Annotated in this window: 19 protein-coding genes; 16 read left to right on the forward strand and 3 right to left on the reverse strand. The window is 57.7% G+C overall.

Annotated elements, in window-relative coordinates:
* On the reverse strand, nt 1–432 hold a 432-nt coding region (locus SY1_RS00405; protein WP_208872470.1), incomplete at its 3' end, for a hypothetical protein.
* A gap of 438 nt (nt 433–870) precedes the next feature.
* Here SY1_RS00405 and SY1_RS00410 point away from each other — a divergent pair.
* From SY1_RS00410 to SY1_RS00420, 3 genes are all read left to right on the forward strand, one after another.
* Nucleotides 871–1,134 (forward strand): type II toxin-antitoxin system RelB/DinJ family antitoxin, encoded by a 264-nt coding sequence (locus SY1_RS00410; RefSeq protein WP_015555807.1) that lies wholly within the window; start codon nt 871–873, stop codon nt 1,132–1,134.
* 2 nt (nt 1,135–1,136) lie between these two features.
* Complete coding sequence (locus tag SY1_RS00415; RefSeq protein ID WP_208872471.1) at nt 1,137–1,415, forward strand: type II toxin-antitoxin system YafQ family toxin; 279 nt, start codon at nt 1,137–1,139, stop codon at nt 1,413–1,415.
* 206 nt (nt 1,416–1,621) lie between these two features.
* Nucleotides 1,622–2,347: a sulfite exporter TauE/SafE family protein gene (locus SY1_RS00420; protein WP_015555808.1), complete on the forward strand. Its 726-nt coding sequence runs from the start codon at nt 1,622–1,624 to the stop codon at nt 2,345–2,347.
* A 181-nt stretch (nt 2,348–2,528) separates the two neighbouring features.
* Here the strand turns inward: SY1_RS00420 and SY1_RS00425 are convergent, their stop codons facing one another.
* Nucleotides 2,529–3,737 (reverse strand): M20 metallopeptidase family protein, encoded by a 1,209-nt coding sequence (locus tag SY1_RS00425; RefSeq protein ID WP_015555809.1) that lies wholly within the window; start codon nt 3,735–3,737, stop codon nt 2,529–2,531.
* Between the two features lie 473 nt (nt 3,738–4,210).
* Between SY1_RS00425 and SY1_RS00430 the strand changes: the two genes are divergently transcribed.
* From SY1_RS00430 to SY1_RS00470, 9 genes are all read left to right on the forward strand, one after another.
* Nucleotides 4,211–5,755, forward strand: a complete 1,545-nt coding sequence (locus SY1_RS00430) for an ABC transporter substrate-binding protein (protein ID WP_015555810.1) — start codon at nt 4,211–4,213, stop codon at nt 5,753–5,755.
* A gap of 123 nt (nt 5,756–5,878) precedes the next feature.
* Complete coding sequence (locus SY1_RS00435; RefSeq protein WP_208873927.1) at nt 5,879–6,802, forward strand: ABC transporter permease; 924 nt, start codon at nt 5,879–5,881, stop codon at nt 6,800–6,802.
* 26 nt (nt 6,803–6,828) lie between these two features.
* Nucleotides 6,829–7,662 (forward strand): ABC transporter permease, encoded by an 834-nt coding sequence (locus SY1_RS00440; RefSeq protein ID WP_015555811.1) that lies wholly within the window; start codon nt 6,829–6,831, stop codon nt 7,660–7,662.
* A gap of 9 nt (nt 7,663–7,671) precedes the next feature.
* Nucleotides 7,672–8,676 carry an ABC transporter ATP-binding protein gene (locus SY1_RS00445; protein WP_208872472.1) on the forward strand — a complete coding sequence of 335 codons (1,005 nt, stop codon included), beginning with the start codon at nt 7,672–7,674 and terminating at the stop codon, nt 8,674–8,676.
* Between the two features lie 12 nt (nt 8,677–8,688).
* Complete coding sequence (locus tag SY1_RS00450; protein WP_015555812.1) at nt 8,689–9,669, forward strand: ABC transporter ATP-binding protein; 981 nt, start codon at nt 8,689–8,691, stop codon at nt 9,667–9,669.
* The gene (locus SY1_RS00455) at nt 9,653–10,249 is read left to right on the forward strand and encodes a hypothetical protein (RefSeq protein ID WP_208872473.1); all 597 of its coding nucleotides are present in this window, start codon (nt 9,653–9,655) and stop codon (nt 10,247–10,249) included. The genes SY1_RS00450 and SY1_RS00455 overlap by 17 nt, the downstream gene beginning before the upstream one ends.
* Nucleotides 10,242–10,958, forward strand: coding sequence for a GntR family transcriptional regulator (locus SY1_RS00460; protein WP_015555814.1), 717 nt, complete (start codon nt 10,242–10,244; stop codon nt 10,956–10,958). The genes SY1_RS00455 and SY1_RS00460 overlap by 8 nt, the downstream gene beginning before the upstream one ends.
* An 81-nt stretch (nt 10,959–11,039) precedes the next feature.
* Nucleotides 11,040–12,029 (forward strand): uroporphyrinogen decarboxylase family protein, encoded by a 990-nt coding sequence (locus SY1_RS00465; RefSeq protein ID WP_015555815.1) that lies wholly within the window; start codon nt 11,040–11,042, stop codon nt 12,027–12,029.
* A 30-nt stretch (nt 12,030–12,059) separates the two neighbouring features.
* Entirely contained in the window at nt 12,060–13,370 is a 1,311-nt protein-coding gene (locus SY1_RS00470) for an L-cysteine desulfidase family protein (protein WP_208872474.1), read from the forward strand.
* Between the two features lie 213 nt (nt 13,371–13,583).
* Here the strand turns inward: SY1_RS00470 and SY1_RS00475 are convergent, their stop codons facing one another.
* A complete protein-coding gene (locus SY1_RS00475) occupies nt 13,584–14,978 on the reverse strand; it encodes a YfcC family protein (RefSeq protein WP_208872475.1) in 1,395 nt (464 codons plus the stop codon).
* A 312-nt stretch (nt 14,979–15,290) separates the two neighbouring features.
* On the opposite strand from SY1_RS00475, the gene SY1_RS12695 reads away from it, so the two are divergent.
* The 4 genes from SY1_RS12695 (at nt 15,291) to SY1_RS00495 (ending at nt 17,808) form a co-directional block, all read left to right on the forward strand.
* Entirely contained in the window at nt 15,291–15,446 is a 156-nt protein-coding gene (locus tag SY1_RS12695) for a GntR family transcriptional regulator (protein WP_423868981.1), read from the forward strand.
* A 53-nt stretch (nt 15,447–15,499) separates the two neighbouring features.
* Nucleotides 15,500–16,000: a UTRA domain-containing protein gene (locus SY1_RS00485; RefSeq protein WP_208872477.1), complete on the forward strand. Its 501-nt coding sequence runs from the start codon at nt 15,500–15,502 to the stop codon at nt 15,998–16,000.
* A 72-nt stretch (nt 16,001–16,072) separates the two neighbouring features.
* Complete coding sequence (locus SY1_RS12700) at nt 16,073–16,537, forward strand: TRAP transporter small permease (RefSeq protein ID WP_423868982.1); 465 nt, start codon at nt 16,073–16,075, stop codon at nt 16,535–16,537.
* The gene (locus SY1_RS00495; RefSeq protein WP_015555818.1) at nt 16,534–17,808 is read left to right on the forward strand and encodes a TRAP transporter large permease; all 1,275 of its coding nucleotides are present in this window, start codon (nt 16,534–16,536) and stop codon (nt 17,806–17,808) included. The genes SY1_RS12700 and SY1_RS00495 overlap by 4 nt, the downstream gene beginning before the upstream one ends.
* The last annotated feature ends 5 nt before the right edge of the window (nt 17,809–17,813 follow it).

The raw sequence follows: 17,813 nt of genomic DNA on the forward strand, positions 1-17,813 counted from the left end.
CGTCATGAAGGTCAAAAGCTCGAAGAAGAGGTAGAGCGTCAGGAAGTTGGCTGAACAGGCGACGCCGTTCAGGATGCCGCAGGTCGCCAGAAAGAAGGCAAAGAAGCGGTCCTCTGGCGGACGGTGGTGCAGGTACTCGAATGCGTAGAGGGTGACGAGGGGCCAGATGAAGGCGATGAGGAGGATGAAGACCCTGGCCAGGGCGTCCATGCGAAGGGCCAGCCGCAGGGAGTCCGTGGCGCGCCACAGCACGAGGAGCTCCCCGTTTGAGCAGAACGCGACCGCGCAGGCCAAAAGCCCGCTGAGGATGGTGGACAGTTCGACGTAGACGTGTCTTTGCCGGTCGTCATGGACGTGGTGAAGTAGCAGGAAGATCCCTGCAAGGATGGGAAAGATGACCGGAAAGAGCGTCAGCAGTGCCTGATGCGTCATGAGAGTGCGCCTCCTCATTAGGGTTAGAGTTCAGGATCAGGGAACGCGCTGGGACCCGTGGGGGCGGCGAACGGCCCTCCGGCCGCTCCCGCCGTCCCTACTATTATAAAGCATAACGGCCATAAGGACCGGGTGCGGGCAGGATGCGGCGATGCGAGGCGGCCCGAATGCTATAATGAATGCAAGTCGTGCCTGCAATCACGTGCCGCCTTGGCGTTGAACGTTGGCATCGGCGGTATGAGATTTGGATAAACGAATCGACAGGATGTAACCATCGAAAGTGAATTTTGCGAAGTTGTCGTCTTCGAGCCGCACGCGCTTCCTTGCTTCTCCGCATGATGTCCGGCGAGTTGTCCGCTGAAAATATTGACATAGCATGACAATTCATTATGATTTTCTTGTGAACGTCATGATTGGTCGATTTATTGGAGGTGCGTTATGGCTACAATACAAATCCGAGTGGATGACAACACCAAAGCGGCTGCGGACAGCCTGTTTTCAAGCCTGGGACTGGACACCTCGACGGCGGTCAGGATTTTTCTTATGAAGGCGCTGGAACATAACGGCATTCCTTTTGCCGTAAGTCATCGCGTCCCCACCCTGGAACTCATGGAAGCCATTCGGGACACTCGGGAACGTCGAAATCTGCATGGTCCCTTCAAGACGGCAGAAGAGGCGGTCGCTTCCATGTTGGAGGATTGACGGTGCTTGAAATCGTCTACACCAACAGAATGAAGCGCGACGTCAAATTGATGAAGAAGCGCGGCAAGGATATCTCTAAGCTTGTCAAGGTTCTCTCCCTCCTGACAAGCGGTGAACCGATACCTTCCCAATATCGGGATCACCCGTTAAACGGTGAACTGAAAGATTTTCGTGAATGCCATATCGAGGGGGACTGGTTGTTGCTTTACCAGATTTTCGAGGACAGACTGATTCTCTCCGCCTCGGGAACGGGCACGCACGCCGATCTCTTCGGAGCGTGAACAGGCCGCCAAAGGATGGTTTTCCGCCCGCCATCCAGGGTTAGGGTAGCCCATCGGCGTCCGGCGGGGTTGACGCAATACAAGGAGTACTGGTCAATGCGAGATGTGGGCGGGCCGTTAGTGGAGGGGCAGTGATGCAACGCCGGAGGCCGGCAACCTCTGCTGTGGTTGGGCGCCCTCATGTCGGGGAAAATGGAGATGATCGGATGGATTGGGTCGTGGCAGCGGCAATGATGGGCGTAACCGTCGTCGGTGGCGTCGTCGCAAGCGTGTGCGGCTTCGGCTTTGGGGCAGTGGCCATGGCGACGTGGCCGTACTTTCTTCCCTACCAGCAGGCCGTGGCCGTCTCAGCGCTATGCGGTCTCAGCACGGCGCTGATGATCGCTGTGCCACACCATCGCAGCATAAACTTCAAGATCCTGCTGCCCTGTTCGCTCGTGGCCCTGTGCTGCTCGGCGGCGTCGGTGCAGTTGTCCCTGGGGGCCGCGGAAAAGTTCATGATTCACGCACTGGGCGCGATGTTGATCGCCGTTTGCCTCTATTTTATCTTCCTGGGCGGAACGATCCGCATCAAGGGCACGCCGCTGAACGGCGTCATCGCGGGTGCCATTGGGGGCACCTGCGCGGGGCTTTTTTCCGTCGGCGGGCCTCCGGTTGCGATCTATCTCCTGGCTGCGACGGACAGCAACGAAGAGTACCGCGCGACGCTGAACGCCAGTTTTTGCTTCACCTCCGGCATCTCGACGTTCGTGCGGTGGCACAACGGCGTCATCACGTCCACGACGTTTCACCTATGGCTGCTCATGCTGGCAGCGCTTGCCCTTGGCGTCTTCCTTGGCAACAAGATATTTTACCGGCTTGACGCAAAGAGGCTGCGCTTTGCCGTGTACGGCTACATGGCCGTTTCCGGCGTGACGATGCTGCTGAAGTGAGGAGTATGCTCCATTCCAAGCCCAATGCGCGTTGCAGTCCTGTCTCGGCCCTTCAGGGGCGCCGCTGCGTTGACGAAGGACGGCGAGGGGAAGCGTAAACGGCCACCGTTTTTACCGACTGTGAGGTGAGTGCCCGTCAGGCGCCTAAAGGGGCCCTGACGGGCACTCACCTCTTATAGGGTTATAGGGTCGGACCAGCGATCGCTCCATTCAGCTCCAGCACGGCCTGAACGAAAAAACCCGCCCCCACGGGAAGGGCCTCTTCGTCAAAGACGAAGGTGGGGCTGTGGAACCGGGTCGGTTCTTTGCCCTCCTGCCGGATGCCCAGCCGTGCGAAACAAGAGGCTGGAATCTTTTCGCAGTAGCAGGCATAATCCTCCGAGCCCATGCGCGCCTGACTCATCGTCTTGACGTGTTCTTCACCGAGCAGCTTCGCGGCGGCGGAACGCATGGCGTGGACCACGTCGGGATCGTTGACCAGGGGCGGCACGCCATAAACGTAGTCGAGCTCGTGAGTGCAGTTGTAGCCGGCAACGATGGAGCTGATCATGTGGTCCATCACATCCCTGATCCTGCTGCGGCTCGCTGGGGACTGACAGCGGATGGAGCCGCCGAAGGTCACTTCAGCGGGAATGATGTTCTTCGCCGTTCCGCCGTGGAAAGTACAAATCGAAAGGACGACGGGATCGACGGCGTTGAATTGACGGGTGATCAGACCCTGAAGCGACATGACGCAGTTTGCCGAGGCGAGCAGGGCGTCTGCGCCCGAATTGTGGGGGTATGCGCCATGTCCGCCGACGCCCTTGACGGTGACGGAGAACGTGTCGGAGGAGGCCATGCTGGGGCCTTCGCGGAAAGCGATGTCACCCGTAGCGAATTCAGCGATGCCGTGCTGCCCCAGGATGACGTCCACGGTTGGGTTCTCGAGGCAGCCGAGACGAATCATCAGCTCCGATCCTCCAAGGGTTTCTTCGGCAGGTTGAAAGATGAGTTTGACCACGCCGCTGAAGCGATCGGGCATCGACGTGAGGATTTTTGCAGCCCCCAGGAGCATTGCGGTGTGGGCGTCGTGACCGCAGGCGTGCATCACGCCTGCAACTTCCGAGGCGTCGGGGACCGCAGCCTCCTCCTGAATCGGCAGGGCGTCCATGTCGGCCCTGAGGGCGATCACCCTGCCGGGGGCGTCTTTCTGGCCGCGAACGATTCCCACGACGCCGACCGGTGTGTCTATGGGCTGAAGTTCGATGCCGAGCTTCTTCAGTTCGGAGCGAACGAAGGCCGCGGTTTCGATTTCGTGCATGCCAAGTTCGGGATGGCGGTGGATGCGGCGTTTGCATTCCACGAGGTAGTTCCGTATGCTTTGAGCTTTCTCCATGATCTCTGAAGCCATGATCTTCCTCCTGACTTTTTTCACCCCGCCTGGAGGAGTGTTGCACTTCCGGAGGCTGAGGGCAACCTGATGGCGCGTAACGAACGACCTGTATATTGTATACAAGTTTGCTTTCTTTGCATAATCGATCGAAGCGTTAAGTTTCGCTGATTAAATTCGGAGCCCCGATTTTATCCTGGGCAAGAATAGAATGAATGGGGTATTTTTCGTGTTTTTTACTCAAAACAGGGCGCTTTTTTGCGATTGCGCACTGTCGCGTTGAATGGGTTCAGCAGGCTTGCATTTTGTATATTATTTGCTAGAATCAAAGAAGCCGTGGATATTATTTGGAGATAATGGATTTTACGACCGAGTGTGGGGGGCTTGGCCTCCAATGGATGTGTCCACGACGCAATGTGGCTACGATAGGGGAAGTGCAGCAGCGCCTGGTGTCATTGTCGTAACATCTTGATTCAGGAAGGAGTCCTTTGTCTATGAAGAAGACGTTCGCGCTTTGTTTTGCTCTGGCGATGTTGTATGCCGGGGTGGCCTTTGCCGCGTCGAGGGGTGAAACCCTTCGCGTTGGAGTTTCCATCGACGCGAAGAACTTCGACCCGCAGAACGCGGTCGATACCTATTCTTTCTCCATGCAGAAGCAGATTTACGAGCCGCTCTTCACCGTTGACGGCAAGACGCGCAAACTGACGCCGGTGCTGGCCGAAAAGGTTGAGGTGCTTGATGACCACACCTACAAGTTCTACCTTCGCAAGGGCGTCAAGTTTCACAACGGCGAGGAGTTTACGGCGGACGACGTCGTGTTCTCGCTGACGCGCGTGACCGATCCCAAGAGCTCCGTGTTTGCAAAATCAAAGGGCGTGTGGATCGACCCCAAGGGTTTTGAGGTGATCGACAAGCATACGGTGATCGTGCGCACGAACGGCCCGGTCGGCGGTTGGCTTGGCTCGATGAAACACCCCTACGCCATGATCCTGAATCGCAAGGCCGTTGAGGAGGCTGGAGCCGACTACTTCCGCAAGCCGGTTGGGACCGGTCCCTACAAGTTCGTCAGTTGGACGAAGGGCGAGCGGGTCGAAATGGAGGCGTTTGACGACTATTGGGGCGAGAAACCCTACGCCAGGAAGCTGACCTTTGTCGTCCTGCCGGACGACAGCACCCGCATCATCGCCCTCGAGACGGATAAGGTCGATATGATCTACGCCGTGCCGCCCTCGGACTTCGAGCGCCTGCAGAACAGCGATCGCGTCAAGGCCGTTAAGGCTCCCGGCCTGGTCCTGCTGCACTTGGCCATGAACATGGACAGCCCCAAGTTGAAGGACTCCCGTGTGCGTAAGGCGATCGACGCGGCGATCAACAAGGAAGCCTACGTTCAGGTCGTCTACAACGGCAACGGCATCCCCGGCGAGGGCCCGCTGCCCACGGCGTCCTCCTGGTTCCCTGAGAACCCCGAGAAGTGGGGGTACGACCCCGATCTGGCCAGGAAGCTCCTGGAGGAGGCCGGCGTCAAGGACCTCGAGCTGAACCTCTGGGTGATGAACGCCGCCGACCGCGTCAACGGCGCGACCGTACTGCAGAGCATGCTGGGTGCCGTCGGCATCAAGGTCAACGTCTCCGTGTTCGAGAACGCCGTCATCAGCGACAAGGTGCGCAAAGAGCCTGAGAAGTACGACATGTACGCCGCCACCTGGGGCATGCAGACCAATCGCGACGCAGGGGTTTACTGGCAGTCGGTCATCACCACGACCTCCATCGCGAGCACCAACTCGGCCCGCATCTCCGATCCTGAGATCGACAACCTGATGGATGAGGCCAATCACAGTATCGACGAAGAAAAGCGCGGTCAGGTTTTCCAGAAGATCTGGGATCGCGTCAACGACCTGCACCCGTGGGTTTACCTGTGTCAGGCCGACGAGCTTCACGGCGCCCAGAAGGACCTGATCGGCGTCGATGAGCTTTACGACGGAAAGATCAACCTGCTGACCAATATCCACTACCCTGAGCAGACCGAGCGTCTGAAGTAGCTTCCGCCTTTGCAAGGCTCGGGGGCCGTTGGCCCCCGAGCCTTGCAAAGCCCCTTTACTCACTTCCCCTATGAAATTTTTTTGTTTTTCCCGACAGAACTCAAGGAAAAAGGTGATGCTCCCGTGCTGAAGTACGCTATCCGCAGAATTTTCATGCTGATCCCCGTTATCCTGAGCGTCATGTTCATCCTCTTCACCATTCTTTACTTTACGCCTGGGGACCCGGCCCGCATCGCCCTTGGCGAGGAAGCTACGCCTGAAACCATCGAGTCGTTTCGCCGTGAGCATGGATTGGACGATCCTTTTTTCGTTCAGTTTGGGCGGTACGTTTTCAATGCCGTTACAAAGTTTGATTTGGGGTACTCCTACAACATGAAAAGTCCCGTCTCTCAGGAGCTGGCGATTCGCATCCCGACGACGATGAAGCTGGCGTTTGCGGCGGTGCTCTTCAGCACGCTCCTGGGGTTGCCGCTGGGGATTCTCAGCGCGATCAGACAATACTCGCTGCTGGACAGCGTGGTGACCGTTTTCATTCTCCTGGGCGTTTCGATGCCGACGTTTTGGACGGGACTTTTGCTCATTCTGGCTTTTTCGGTCAAGCTGGGCTGGCTGCCCTCGATGGGCTTCGACACGTTGAGTGAGATGGTGTTGCCCGTCGTCACCCTTTCCGGCTCATCAACGGCCCTCTTCGCGAAGATGACGCGGTCGAGCATGCTGGAGGTGATCAAATCCGACTACATCAGGACCGCCCGTGCCAAGGGGCAGAAGGGGAGCGTCGTAATCTGGCGCCATGCCCTGCCGAACGCACTGATCCCTGTCATGACGATTATCAGCATGCAGTTCGGCACGCTGTTGGGTGGATCGATCGTCACGGAGGCCATCTTCTCCATCTCCGGCGTCGGTCGCCTGATGCTCGATGCCATCAACCTGCGCGATTATCCCATCATTCAGGGAGGCGTTTTGTTCATCTCCATGGCCTACTGCTTCATCAACCTGGCCGTCGATCTGCTATATGCGGTGGTCGATCCGCGCATTCACGTCAAGTAGGGGGGACTGTCGTGAAGGGTAACTCCATGTTCAAGTACACGATGATCCGTCTGCGCCGCAGCTACCTGGCGCTGTTCGGACTCTTTATCCTGCTCGTGTTGATCGTTTGCGCCGTCTTTGCCGATCAGCTGGCGCCTTACGGCTACGCCCAGCAGGATTATATGATGATCTGCAAGCCACCTTCGACACTCCATTGGCTGGGGACCGACGAGTTCGGGCGCGACATCCTCAGCCGGCTCATCTACGGCTCTCGGATATCCCTGCAGGTCGGCCTGATCGCCGTCTCCATCTCGCTGGTGGTGGGAGGACTGATCGGTGCGGTCTCCGGGTACTTCGGCGGCAGGCTGGACAACGTCCTCATGCGTTTGATGGACGTTCAGATGGCCATCCCCACGATCCTGATGGCCATCGTCATCTCGTCCGTTCTCGGTCCGGGGTTGTTCAACTTGATGGTCGCCGTGGGCATCACCTATATTCCCAAGTTCGCCCGTCTGACGCGCGCCTCCGTGCTCTCCATCAAGGATCAGGAGTTCATTGAAGCGGCTCGCGCCATGGGCGCTTCTCACAAGCGCATCATCTGTCTTTACATCCTGCCCAACTGCGCCGCGCCGCTCATCGTGCAATCGACGCTGAGCGTAGCCAACGCGATTTTGTTTGCTGCGACCCTGAGCTTCCTCGGCCTGGGAATTCAGCCGCCCTATCCCGAATGGGGAGGCATGCTGTCTGCGGCACGCCCGTACCTGCGCAACAGCGCGCACATGAGCATCTTCCCCGGGCTGGCCATCATGTTCACGATCCTTTCCCTGAACTTCCTCGGCGATGGTCTGCGCGACGCGCTTGACCCCAAGCAGAAGCGTTAGGTGGACACCATGGGCGAAAATAAGGACGTTCTTCTGGACATCAAAGACCTTTCCGTGCAGTTCAACACGGATTCGGGGGTGGTGAAGGCGGTCAACCACCTGAACATGAGGCTGGAGCGCGGAAAGTCGCTGGGCTTCGTGGGCGAGACGGGGGCGGGCAAGACGACGACGGCCCTCTCCATCCTTCAGCTGGTGCAGACCCCTCCCGGCGAGATCGTCGGCGGCGAGATCCTCTTTAACGGGGTCGACGTATGCAAGATGACGGAGACCGAGAAGCGTCGCCTGCGCGGCGGCGACATTTCCATGATCTTTCAGGACCCGATGACCTCGTTGAACCCGATCATGACCGTCGAGGATCAGATCGTGGAGATGGTTTCCCTGCACTTGAAGTTAAAAGGAGGAGCGGTGCGCGAACGGGCCATCGAGATGCTTCGCCTGGTCGGCATCCGCCCCGAGCGCGCCAGGGACTTTCCGCACCAGTTTTCGGGCGGAATGCGCCAGCGCGTGGTGATCGCCATCGCTCTGGCCTGTCGCCCTCAGCTGATCATTGCCGATGAGCCGACCACGGCGCTCGACGTGACGATCCAGGCCCAGGTGCTGGAGCTGATCAAGAAGCTGCAGCAGAGCGAGAAAACGTCGATGCTCCTCATCACTCATGACCTGGGCATCGTGGCGGAGACCTGCGACAACGTGGCGATCATGTACGCGGGGCATCTCATCGAGTACGCCGACCTCAAAAGCCTCTACACCGCGCCGAAGCACCCCTACACGCAGGGGCTGTTCAACGCGGTGCCCACGCTGGAGAGCCCGCTTGGAAGCCGGCTGGCCGTGATCCCCGGTTTGCCGCCCGACCCGACGAACCTGCCGAAGGGCTGTTCCTTCTCGCCGCGCTGTCCTTATGCGAAGGACCTGTGTCATGAAAGGGCCTGCGGCATGCAGGAAGTGGAAACGGGACATTTCGTCGATTGTTACTTCCCGCTGACCCCTGCGTCGGGCAACGCGTTCCTGCAGTGAGGTGGAGTGGTTATGAGCGATAAACCGGATAAGTTCATCGAAGTAAAACATCTGAAAAAGTATTTCACCGTCTCCAGCGGATTGCTTCACGCCGTTGACGACGTGTCGCTCGACATCCCGCGCGGCAGGACGCTGGGGTTGGTGGGGGAGTCGGGCTGCGGAAAGTCCACGCTGGGGCGCGTGATCATCGGCCTGATCGAAGCGAGTGGCGGAGAGGTGCTGTTCGATGGCGAGGACGCGCTGAAGTTCGAGGGGGCGAAGCGCGGCGAATTTCGCCGTCGTGCGCAGATCGTCTTTCAGGACCCCTTCTCGTCGCTGAATCCTCGCATGTCCGTGTCGCAGCTTATCGCCGAACCGCTGATCATCAATGAGGTCTGCCGTTCGCACAAGGAGCTGAACGAAAAAATCGGCGAGCTCATGGACCTGGTCGGCCTGGCCTCGCGTTTGACGACCTCCTTTCCCCACGAGCTGGACGGCGGACGCCGTCAAAGGATCGGCATCGCCCGTGCCCTTGCGCTGGACCCGGACTTTATCGTCCTCGACGAGCCGGTTTCGGCGCTGGACGTCTGCATTCAGGCACAGGTCCTCAACCTGCTTGCCGATCTGCGAGAGCAGCGCGGCTACACGTACCTCTTCATCTCGCACAACCTGTCGGTCGTCCGCTACGTCTCCGACGAGGTTGCGGTCATGTACCTCGGCAACGTGGTGGAAAAGGCAGACAACAGCACGCTGTTCAAGTCGCCGCTGCATCCCTACACGCAGGCACTGCTTTCGGCCGTCCCCGTCGCCAGCGTCGAGCCGAAAAAACAGCGAATCATCCTTGAGGGAGACGTGCCCAGCCCGGTCAATCCTCCTGCCGGCTGTCGCTTCGCAGGGCGCTGTGCGCGTCGCGGGGACGCCTGCACCAGCGAAACGCCCGCGCTGGTCGAAATTGAACCGGGACATTTCGTCGCGTGCCACAGGCTGAAGGATCAGCTTGTTCGCCATGTCTGACGCTCCAGAACGACACGGGAGCACGGAGCGGACGCTGCGTTGGTTCTGCGGCGTCCCCGTGCTCACCAACCCGCTGCTCCTGATGGACCTGGCTTCGGCGCTGGTGATCCTTTGGTTCGTTACCGTGCTGGTCATGGCGCTTGCCCAGGTCGTGTTTGGCGGGGGGGCCCTGGCGGGAACGCACCTCGCGGCGGCCTCGATTTATGCAAGCTATCTGGTGCTGCTGGTTGGGGTGCTGTTCGTCGTGGTCTGCCTGCTCTTCTACCGTCGCGGCTATGTGATGTGTTATCGCTTTGAGGACAACGGCGTTTTTGTCGAGACGCTTCGCGCGAGGAATGTGCCGGGTGCGTCGGGAGCCCACGTTCGCCCCTTTGCCGTTGGCGTCCCGGAAGGTGTCGTTGGCAGCGTGGCGAGGGACGTGGACTGGAGCGACGTGCGGAGCCTCAGGGAGTTGACGGGGATGAACTCGTTTCAGCTGAGGGGAAAGTACGGGCGCCTCGCGCAGATCTACTGTCCCGACGAGAAAACCTATCGGGAGGCCCTGGCCTTTGCGAGGAGGAAAGTCGAGCGTCATGCTTAAAGACGGCAAGCGCACCATGAACAAGCAGGTGTACTTGAGTTTGCGCAGCGACATCCTCTCCGGACGATATCACGACGGGCAACAACTGCTGCAGGCCGAGTTGGCGGAGGAATACCACGTCAGCCGCATCCCCGTTCGCGAGGCGCTGATGCAGCTCTCCAGCGAGGGGCTTGTGCAGATCATCCCCTACAAGGGGGCGGTCGTTGCCTCCTTGTCCATCGAGGAGCTGCACGAGATCTTTGAGATCCGTTACGCGCTCGAGTCCTTGATCTTGCGTTACGTCGTGCAGAACATCACGGAAGAATCGGCTGCGCGAGTCCACAACCTGCTCCTGGAATCGACGCAGACGCCGCCGGAAAGGCGAAGCCGCAAGACGAACTGGGAATTTCACCGCGCGCTTTATGAAATTGCAGAAAAGCCCCGTCTGCTGGAGCTGATCGAGTCACAGTACAACAAGATCGATCGCTACGTTCAGATGGACATTACTTTGCCGAACGTGCAGGAGAACGCCTTTAAATCCCACGACGCGATCCTTCAGGCCTGCCGGGTCGGTGATGCGGTGGAGGCGACCGTGTTGCTTCACGAACATATGGTGACGGCGCTTCGCCGCCTCGACCGCTTCCTGCAGCAGGAGGAAGTCCGCGCTCCGGACTCGAATCGCTCGACCACGCTTTTTATGCCGCTGATCAACCGTCGCGTGCTGCGGTAACGCCTGGAGGATCGGTGAATGCTGTCTGGCGCGCGATAGTAAGTTTTGTCATGTCGTACTATATTTCGGGAGGTTTTATCAATGTTGACGCACAAGCAGAGGATCGAAAACGCCCTTGCGCTGAAGGAGAACGACCGCACGCCCTACAGCATGTGGATGCACTACCCCAATCGCGACCGTCATCCCCGCCGCCTGGCCGAACTGGCGCTCAAGGCCCAGAGGGAGTACGATCTGGACTTTATCAAGTACATGCCCTTTGGACTTTACACCACCATCGACATGGGCGTTGACCTTGACGTGTACGAGGGCTTTGAAAAGGCCCCCACTCAGCATGAGCCCGTCATCAGGGACGTCAGGGACTGGGATCGCATTCGTCCTATCGACGGAACCCGGGGTGAGTACGCCGTCGTCCTGGAGTCGCAGCGCATTCTCATGGAGATGATGGAGGAACACGTGCCCTTCCTGCAGACGCTTTTCAGCCCGGCCACCACGCTGGCAAAGATGTGTTCTCCAGCCGTGCTGGTCAGGCATATGCGCGAGGACCCCGCTCGCGTCCACCGCGTGCTGGAGATGGTCACGGACACCACGATTCGATTTGCCCGCGCTTCCGCCGACCTGGGCGCGGACGGATTCTTCTATGCCTCGCAGCTTTCGGGGCGCCAGACGATGGAAAAAGCCGAGCACGAGGCGTTTGTCGAAAAGTATGACCTTGCGATCCTGAATGCCGTTAAGGACAGGACCTGGTTTAACGTTCTGCACCTGCACGGCGCCCAGGTGCGCATCGACGAAGTTCAGCATTACCCCGTGCAGGGGCTGAGCTGGCACGACCGCGATGAAGGCCCCTCCATGGAGGAGGTTCGCAAGTACAGCACAAAGGCGTTCGTTGGAGGCCTCAGCTGGGGTGAGAATTGGCTGACCAAGACGGAGGAACAGGTCGTCGGCGAGGTGCGGGAGATGTGCGGTCGCCCCGGCCTGATCCTGGGGCCGGGTTGCGTGATCGAGCCGCACACCCCGAAGAAGTTCCTGGAGCTGGTTCATAAGACGGTCGTCGAGCGTTCGTGTTGTCGCTGATTTTTGGCACTGGAGAGTTTGGGAGGGCCTATGTTCACCATCACTGAGTTTTTGCATGAAGAGGTAAAGCCGGCGTTGGGCTGTACTGAGCCGGGGGCTGTGGCGCTGGCGGTCGCCAGGGCGTGCGAGCAGCTGAGCGCGCGGGCGGAGCGATTGGAGGTCGTCGTCAGCGACAACATCTTTAAGAACGGCATCGCCGTCGGAGTGCCGGGGACCGACGGCGCGCGCGGCAACGAGATCGCCGCGGCACTGGCGGTGTTCTGTGGCCACAGCGCCTACAGCCTTGAGGTGCTGAAGGACGCGACTCCCGACGACCTTCGGAAGGCCAGAGCGTTTATCGACGACGGCAAACTGACGCTGACGGCCAACGGTCAGGGCGGCGTCTACGTCAAGGCGAAGGCTTACGCTGGCGGGGAGACGGGGACGGCCGTGATCGAGCAGACGCACGGCAACATCACGCTCGTGAAAAAAAACGACACGGTCGTCTTTGAGGCCGTGCCGTCCTGCGACTCTGCCACGCCAAAGACGACCGAAAAAAACGCCTCCGTTTCTATTCCCGACCAGGTGAAGACGATGGGCTTTGAAGAGTTGGTGGCGCTGGCCGACCGGCTCTCGCCTGAGGACGTGGACTACGTCTGGAGGGGCATCGAGATGAACCTGCGCATCTCGGACTTCGGCTTTGACCACGAGGTGGGGCTTGGCCTGGGGCGAACCATCAGGACCTCGGCTGGTGCGAACTACAGCACCGATTTGGCCGCTCAGGTGAAGGCGATCTCCGCCGCAGCCTCTGACGCGCGCATGGCGGGTGTGGCACTGCCCGTGATGAGCAGCGCGGGCAGCGGCAATCATGGCATCACCGCGATCCTACCGGTCTACGTGGTTGGTGCGGCGCATCAAAAATCCCGCGAGGAGATCGCCCGCGCTGTGGCCTACAGCCACCTGGCGACGAGCTTCGTCAAGAGCCGCATGGGGCGCCTTAGCCCCGTCTGTGGCTGTGCGGTGGCAGCAGGAGCAGGCGCGGCCGCAGGCATCGTGAACGTCCTGGGGGGCACGGACGCGCAGGCGCAGAAGGCCATGGAACTGGTGCTGGGCAACATCACGGGTATGCTCTGCGACGGAGCGAAGGAGTCCTGCGCGCTCAAGGTCGGCACGGGAGCGACCGAGGCCTTTTACGCGGCGCAGATCGCCCTGGCTGGCGGCGGGATGGCGGTGTCCCAGGGCGTCGTTGACGTGAACAGCTTCACGCGCACGGCGGAGAACGCGGCGCGGCTGAACCGCGAGGGCATGAAGGACGTCGATCACACGATCATCGACATCATCACGCACCGCTGCGTGAGTTGAGCTGACCGGCAGGAAATCATGAGAAGGGGACTGACGGCCCGCGAGCAAAGGCGAGCGGTAGCCGGAAGGCTCCCCGAAAGTGGGGACAGAGGGCAGAATCACAAGCTGCCTTCCGTCCCCATTTTGAATAACGCATCGTAGTGTTGAGATTCAGGAGAGGATGCGCGCACTCAAGCGTGTCGCAAACCAGCACGCCCCATGACGTGGAACCCCCTACATGGGCCCGTAGCCGATCGCATCGGCCAGGTACAGGAACGCGAGCTGCATGAGGAAGAAGAAAACCTGCAGCGGGAGGATGAACTGATACCATTTCTTCAAGGAAACGCGGGCCAGGCCGCAATAGATCAGGAGCGTGCCGTTGGTGAACCACAGCGTGTTGGAGATGCCGTCGCCGAACTGAAAAGCCAACGTCGCCGTCTGGCGCGTGATGTGCAGCATGTCGGCCATGGGAATCATGATGGGCATCACGGCCATTGCCTGGCCAGAACCGGAGGGGATCAGCGCGTTGATAAAGAAATTGACGATGAACATGAATACGGATGTTAGGTAGGAGGAAGCGGTGCTCATCATGCTCGTCAATCCGTGAACGAGGGGGTCCACCAATCCGCCCTGCGTCATGACCCACTGAACGGAGCGGGCCAGCCCGATGATCAATGCCCCGCCGAACGCAGCCAGTGCGCCCTTCACGATGGTGTCGCAGATGTCGGAAGCGGACATGCGGTTGACGATGCCCGTCGCGACGCCGCCCATCAGGAAGACGGCGCTCATCTCACCGAAGGACCAACCTTGGGTCAGCAGTCCCCACACCGTGAAGCCGAAGCAGATGCCCATGAAAATCAATGAAACCGTTTTGGCTCCGTCCAATGTGTTGGACTCATCGATAGGGATGACCAGAGAACTCGTGTCGACGTCGGTCATCAGGCTCCGTGCGGGGTCTTTTTTGATACTCGCTGCGTAGCGCAGGATCCAGAAGAGGCTCGATAGTGCCACGACGCCAAGCACGGCGAGACGCAGGCCCCAACCGGAGAACATGGGCAACTCAGCGATTTTATGGGAAATGCCGACCGTATAAATATTGAAGGGCCCTACTGCGAAGGAGATCAGGCAGGCGAAGCCGGAGATGGCCATGCCAACCAGCGAGTCGTAGCCCAGCGAGATGGACAGTGAAATGATGATGGGTACGAAGGGGATGATCTGCTCCGACCAGCCGAGGATGCCGCCGATGAACATGAAGACGAGCGCGATGATGGCGATAATTAGCTGACTGCCCACCCTGTTTGAGAGCTTGAGGACGGAGTTGATGGCAGCGCCCATAACGCCCGTTTTGTTGTAGATCGCTACAACGCCGCCAATGATCATGACGGCGAACATCATCATCGCCGCGCCGGTCAGTCCCTGGGGGATGGACTCGAACATCTTGAAGACCGAAACCGGCGTCCGTGCCGTCTCATGATAACTCGTCGCCACGACGCGCGTCACTCCGTTGATCGTCTCGCGATCATAGGCTCCGGCTGTCACGAAGTACGACGCGATGGTGCAGAGCACGATCATGACGACCAACACCAGGTTCGGGTTGAAGTTCCGCACTTCCTTCTGTTGACTACTCATACGACATTACCTCCCTTGAATGACAGTTGATTTTTACTCCGCCGGCAGCGGTCTCGCACAGACGCTGCACGGCGAATACCCGCTTTTATCCAGTGATGACGCTGAAGATAGGCTCTGCCCCACAAAGGGTTTTGCACCTCGATTAAGCCTTCACCCAGCCCCAGGCACCTTAAGGAAGTATAACGTTTTTTGTTCCTCCTTGCCATCGACAAAAATTTCCTTGACACATTTAACATGATAGCATAATATTATGACATTTAAGGATCATAGTTTGATAATGGTAATTTAATGTTACGATTGGGGTGGGTGGCAATGGATATTCCTCTATACTACAAGATATATAACGATCTCCTTCGCAAGATAGGCTCTGAGGAATACCCCCCCGGCAGCGTCTTGCCCACCGACGGCGAACTGGAGGAACTGTATGGGGTAAGCAAGGCTCCGGTACGACAAGCCCTAGAAAATTAAAAAACGAGGGCCTGATTGAACGACATCCGGGCCGGCGAACGCGCGTTCGAGAGTTGAAGCGTTCTACGCCTTGGCTTCTGCAATCGGGGTTACAGCGACACTACAGCGAAAATTGGACTCATCTCACGTGTAAGACTCATCTTGTTGAGGTATGTCAGCCCCCGGGAAATGCACGAGCTTTTTTTGGCGTTACATCAAGCACGCTGCTCCCGCATCTTATCCGCGTGCGCAGCCTGGGTAACAAACCTGTCGTTGTTATGCACAATTACCTTGCACCGGAACTTGCCTCTGTCAATTTTTGCGAACTGGGAGATTTTTCTAATCTCAAGGAATGTCTTTTTGTTCAGCGAGGACTTGCAGTCACCCTGGCGGAGGAGAAGCTCATAGCAGTCGCAATTCATGGGGAAAACGCTCAGTACCTTAAGGTAAAGGAGGGATCACCTCAGCTGTTGATTCGCAGGTATTCTTATGATCAACACAAGCTGCCTTTGGCGTATGACGAACATTATGTGAATAGTAATATTTGGCAATATGAAGTAGCGTTTTTACAATAAAATGCCGTCTATTTACTATAAAACATAGAATATGAGGGGGTGATGTTTTTGACACGCTTTTACTCGCGTCTGATGGCGTTATTTCGGGTTGTAGTGGGCATTTTGTTTGTTGCGATTATTATTTTAACGATCACCCAGGTCTTTTGCCGCTTTGTGTTGGATTCTCCTCTGGTGTGGAGCGAGGAGCTTTCTCGCCTTTTATTTGTATGGATGACGATGTTCGGGGGGCCAGTCCTGACTTATCAAAGGGCTCATCTCGCGATACCGGAGCTTGTCCGGTCGCTTCCAGAGAAAACGCAGGGGTGGCTTGACCTCCTTTTAAACCTCATTGTCGCTGTTATGTTGGCCATAATGACGGCTACGTCGCCTAAGTTGCTGAAGGTTTCATGGCACATCACATCAGGCGCTTTAAAGCTGCCGTTTACATTCTGGAGGGCAGCCGCACCCTTTGGTTGTTTTTTCATGTTGTGTAGCATCCTTATACGACTCCCTGTCATGATCCGCAGAGTGTGCGAAAAGAAGGAGGAGGCCCGATGATCGCGCTGATGTTTATTCTGCTCGCAGCCTTGACGCTCTTAGGCATGCCCATTGCCTTTGCAACAGGAGTCAGTTCACTCATCTTCCTACTCTACCAAGGTATCCCGCTGAATGTTCTCTCGCAGAATATCGTATCAGGCATCGACTCGTTTACCATATTCTCCGTCCCATTTTTTTACCTTGCGGGGGAGTTGATGAACTTCAGTGGCATAACAGACCGCATTATAGACATGGCCAAGGCCTTGGTTGGTCACATGCGCGGCGGCTTAGCGCAAGTGAATATTCTTGCCAGCGTCTTTTTTGCCGGCATCTCCGGGTCGGCGACGGCAGACACAGCAGCTCTGGGTTCTATCTTGATTCCAGCGATGAAAAAGGAAGGCTATGACGCTGATTTTTCCGCTGCCATCACGGCGGCCTCCTCCCTCATTGGTCCCATCATTCCTCCAAGTATTGGCCTTGTGCTCTATGGGGTCCTCGCTCAGCAGCCTGTCGGTAAACTTTTGGCCGCAGGCATCCTGCCTGGGTTTGTCATCGCGATTTCACAAATGGTGTTTACGCACTACTACTCGATCAGGAAAAATTATCCGACATCCCCCAGAGCTACATTTAAACAGGCTAGACGCGCCATCCTTCGAGGAACGCCAGCGTTGATGATGCCCATTATTGTTGTTGTCGGCATCCTCAGCGGCATGTTTACGCCAACAGAAGCAGCTGCCGTGGCCGTCCTCTACGGTTTTTTCATGGGGGCTGTTGTCTACCGCGAGGCCTCGCTTCGTACGACGTGGAGCCTTCTTGCAAACGTTGCACTGAACAGCATTAAGGTGTTATTAATCATCGCGTTTGCGTCCATGTTCAGCTGGGTTGTCACCCGCGCTCAAGTACCGACGACGGTGCTTAACGCGTTACTGCAGCTGAGCAGCAATCGTTATGTCCTTTTAGGGCTGATCACGTTGTTTGTTTTCATCATGGGGCTTTTCATGATTCCATCAGCTATTCAAGTTGTTGTCACGCCTATCCTCGTTCCCATTATCCTTAAGCTGGGCATTGACCCAATTCACTTTGGCGTGCTTTTGGTGTTCACCACAGGAATTGGGTCGATCACTCCACCTGTCGGCGTGTGCTTGTCGTTGGCAGCTGAGATTGCTGACACGTCCTATAAAGACCTCGTAAAAACGATGATCCCCATTTATATCCCCATGTTGATCGCGACACTTATAATCGCCTATGTTCCTTGGATATCTACGTTTATTCCCGATTATTTTTTGAAGTGAAAGCT

Origin of the sequence: Fretibacterium fastidiosum, assembly GCF_000210715.1 — a bacterium.
Lineage (GTDB): Bacteria > Synergistota > Synergistia > Synergistales > Aminobacteriaceae > Fretibacterium > Fretibacterium fastidiosum.